We start from the raw sequence: 3,696 nt of genomic DNA on the forward strand, positions 1-3,696 counted from the left end.
CCCGCCGTTCTCACCTCAAGATTCAGCCGATCGGAGTCATGTCCGCGAAGGAGTCCCGCACGGCCTCACAGGCTCACCGGCTCGTCCTCGGCTTTGCCTTTGCCCGACGGCCACGACATGCGGATCCGCCCGCCGTCCGCCCCCGAGCGCACATCCAACTCGTCGACGAGGCCGAGGATCACCGCGAGACCCAGCTCGCTCTCCGCGACGTCGAGGCTCGCACCGTTCGCCGACCCCCCGGACAGGGGGCCGCCGGAATCGCCCGCGCCCACCGCGGCCGGCTGCGGCACGGCGTCGCGGACCTCGATCGAGAAACGGCCTTCGCCGTCGTCCAGCGTCACGGTCACCGGCTCGTCCGCGCCCATCTGACGCGTCAGGCCGACCGCGCGCGAGCACGCCTCTCCGACCGCCAGGCGCACCTCGTCCAACACGGACTCGGCCACGCCCGCCCGGCGGGCGACGGCGGCGGCAACGAGCCGCGCGGTACGGACGTGTTCGGGCAGCGCGGTGAAGCGCAGCTCGACGATGGCCATGGATCCCCCAGCCGTACTTGCCGACGTTCCGCCCGGCGGATGGTCCGGTGCGAAGCGCTGTCTGGTTGAGCGGTGGCGGGCGGAGCGCCCGTCCACGGAGCGGACGGGCCGCGGCCTAGTCCGTCGCGGCGACGGCTTCCGCCACCGACGTATGAATGGGGAACACCTTGGTGAGACCGGTGATGCGGAAGATCTTCAGGATGCGCTCCTGAGTACACACCAGACGCAGCGAGCCCTCGTGCGCGCGGACGCGCTTGAGGCCACCGACGAGGACACCCAGACCCGTAGAGTCCAGGAAGTCCACTCCCTCCATGTCCACGATCAGGTGGTAGCTCCCGTCATTGACGAGTTCCACCAATTGCTCGCGCAGTTTGGGGGCGGTGTACACATCGATCTCGCCGCCCACCTCGACGACCGTACGGCCGCCCTCGGTTCGGGTCGACAGGGACAGGTCCACGGATCCTCCAGCACCTTGCTATCGAGCGGTCGCCCCCCAAGGATCGGCAGCCGCCAAGGCATTCAACCACTTATGGGCGCTACAGGACGATGAATCCCGCGACTTTGGGTGCGAGACTGTGCCTGATGTCGCCCCTTCCACACTCCCAGGATGACCTGTTGAGCCGCTTGCTGGCGGCTCACGGGCGACCCGATCGAGTGACACACGTTCGGCGCATACCCCCGCGAAGGGGTCGACCGACCGCGTGGCCCGACGGGGCGCGCCGCGAAGTCGTGGACGCTTTCCGGGCGATCGGTGTCGACCGCCCTTGGGAACACCAGGCGCAGGCCGCATCGGCCGCCGTGTCGGGCCGGTCCGTCGTGCTGGCAACCGGCACCGCCTCGGGTAAGTCCCTGGCCTACCTCCTGCCGGTACTCACCGCCCTCCTGGAGGGTACCCAAGCACCGAACGGGCGTGCTGCCACCGCTCTCTATCTTGCTCCGACAAAAGCCCTGGCAGCGGACCAATTGCGCGCTGTCGACGCGCTCCGCGCAACCGGCACCGGCCTCGACGCCGTGCGGGCCGCCACGTACGACGGGGACACACCTGGCGAACTCCGCCGCTGGATCCGCGGACACGCCGCCTATGTGCTGACCAACCCGGACATGCTGCACCGGTCGCTCCTGCCCGCGCACCGCATCTGGTCCGCGTTCCTCAAGGCCCTCAAATATGTCGTGATCGACGAATGTCACACCTACCGCGGCGTCTTCGGGTCGCACGTCGCCCAGGTGATCCGACGCCTGCGCCGCATCTGCCGCCGCTACGGCTCCGATCCGGTCTTCGTCCTCGCGTCCGCGACGGTCTCCGACCCCACGGGCTCCGCCGCGCGTCTCATCGGCGAGCCCGCCGACGCCATCGCCGCGGTCACCGACGACGCCTCACCGCGCGGGGCGCTCACCTTCGCGTTGTGGGAGCCGCCGCTCACCGAGATCACCGGCGAACGCGGCGCGCCCGTGCGGCGTACGGCGACCGCCGAGGCCGCCGACCTGCTCACCGACCTCGTGGTGGACGGCGTACGCACGGTGGCGTTCGTCCGGTCCCGGCGAGGCGCCGAAGTCGTCCGGGTGATGGCACGCGACCAGTTGGCGCGCGTCGACGCCGGCCTCGCCGACCGAGTCGCCACGTACCGGTCCGGCTACCTCGCGGACGAACGACGCAGCCTCGAACGCGCGCTGCACGACGGCCGGTTGCTCGGCGTCGCCGCCACCACCGCACTCGAACTCGGCGTGGATGTGGCGGGCTTGGACGCGGTCCTCCTCGCCGGATACCCCGGCACCCGGGCGTCGCTGTGGCAGCAGGCCGGCCGCGCGGGCCGGGCAGGGCAGGAAGCGCTCGCCGTCCTCATCGCGCGCGACGACCCGCTCGACACCTTCCTGGTGCACCACCCCGAATCGCTCTTCGACCGCCCCGTCGAGGCGACGGTGCTGGACCCGGACAATCCGTATGTGCTCGCTCCTCACCTGTGTGCCGCAGCAGCGGAACTTCCCTTGCAGGAAAGCGATCTGCCGTTGTTCGGTCCGGTCGCGGCGGAGCTCCTGCCCGGCTTGGAACGCCGCGGCCTGCTTCGACGTCGCCCCGCCGGCTGGTACTGGACCAGCCCGGAACGCGCCACCGACCTCACCGACATCCGGGGCGCGGGCGGTCCGGCGGTGCGCGTGGTAGAGGAGGACACCGGCCGTGTCCTCGGCACCGTCGACGCGGCGGCCGCGCACACCACGGTCCACGAAGGCGCCGTCCACCTGCATCAGGGCGACACCTATCTCGTCGGCACGCTCGATCTCGACGCCGATGTCGCGCTGGTCCGCCAGGCCGCTCCTGACTGGACGACCACCGCCCGGGAAAAGACCGACATCCGGATCCTCGAACAGGTCCGCGCCGAGGCGTGGGGCTCCGGACGCCTGCACTTCGGCTCCGTGGAAGTCCTCAGTCAGGTCGTCTCGTACCAGCGACGCCGCATTCTCACCGGCGAAATTCTCGGCGAACACCGGCTCGACCTGCCGCGACGCTCTCTGCGCACGCGCGCCGTCTGGTGGACCGTCACCCCCGAACAGGTCGCGGACGCCGGGATCGACGAATCCGATCTCCCCGGAGCGGCCCACGCCGCAGAGCACGCCTCGATCGGCCTCCTTCCGCTCTTCGCCACCTGCGACCGCTGGGACATCGGCGGTGTCTCCACCGCACTTCACCCCGATACCGGCCTCCCCACAGTCTTCGTCCACGACGGCCACCCGGGCGGGGCCGGCTTCGCCGAACGCGCGTACGCGACCGCACCCGAGTGGCTCACCGCCACCATGGAGGCCATCGCCGCGTGTGAGTGCGACTCCGGCTGCCCGAGCTGCGTGCAGTCGCCCAAGTGCGGCAACGGGAACCAGCCCTTGGACAAGATCGGGGCCGTCCGCCTGCTGGCGGCGCTGCTCCGGGGCAGACCCTGAGGACGTCTTCGAGAGCTTCGGGACCGGAGTGTCCGCGACAGCCCGTATGAAGACCGGCGTGGCCGCCGGACGGATGGGCTACCGGCGACCACCGGCGAGCGGCGGCTTCCCTTCGCCCTCCCTCGGGCGCCCCTCGAAACGCCGGCTGCGCGGACCGGAGACCGGAGACGGTGCGGTCGGCGCGGACTCGTTCCGCGCCGTTTCGGCTCCGCATGCTGTAACTGCCGGACGGCAG

The 3,696-nt window shown here is 70.9% G+C and carries 3 protein-coding genes; 1 reads left to right on the forward strand and 2 read right to left on the reverse strand.

The window, feature by feature from the left end:
- Positions 1-65 precede the first annotated feature (65 nt).
- Positions 66-533 carry an ATP-binding protein gene (locus ACRX5W_RS11140; protein ID WP_436787864.1) on the reverse strand — a complete coding sequence of 156 codons (468 nt, stop codon included), beginning with the start codon at positions 531-533 and terminating at the stop codon, positions 66-68.
- Between the two features lie 115 nt (positions 534-648).
- A complete protein-coding gene (bldG, locus tag ACRX5W_RS11145) occupies positions 649-990 on the reverse strand; it encodes an anti-sigma factor antagonist BldG (protein WP_231773267.1) in 342 nt (113 codons plus the stop codon).
- A 125-nt stretch (positions 991-1,115) separates the two neighbouring features.
- Between bldG and ACRX5W_RS11150 the strand changes: the two genes are divergently transcribed.
- Complete coding sequence (locus ACRX5W_RS11150; protein WP_436787865.1) at positions 1,116-3,461, forward strand: DEAD/DEAH box helicase; 2,346 nt, start codon at positions 1,116-1,118, stop codon at positions 3,459-3,461.
- Positions 3,462-3,696 lie beyond the last annotated feature (235 nt).

Origin of the sequence: Yinghuangia sp. YIM S10712 (assembly GCF_051388935.1) — a bacterium.
Lineage (GTDB): Bacteria > Actinomycetota > Actinomycetes > Streptomycetales > Streptomycetaceae > Yinghuangia.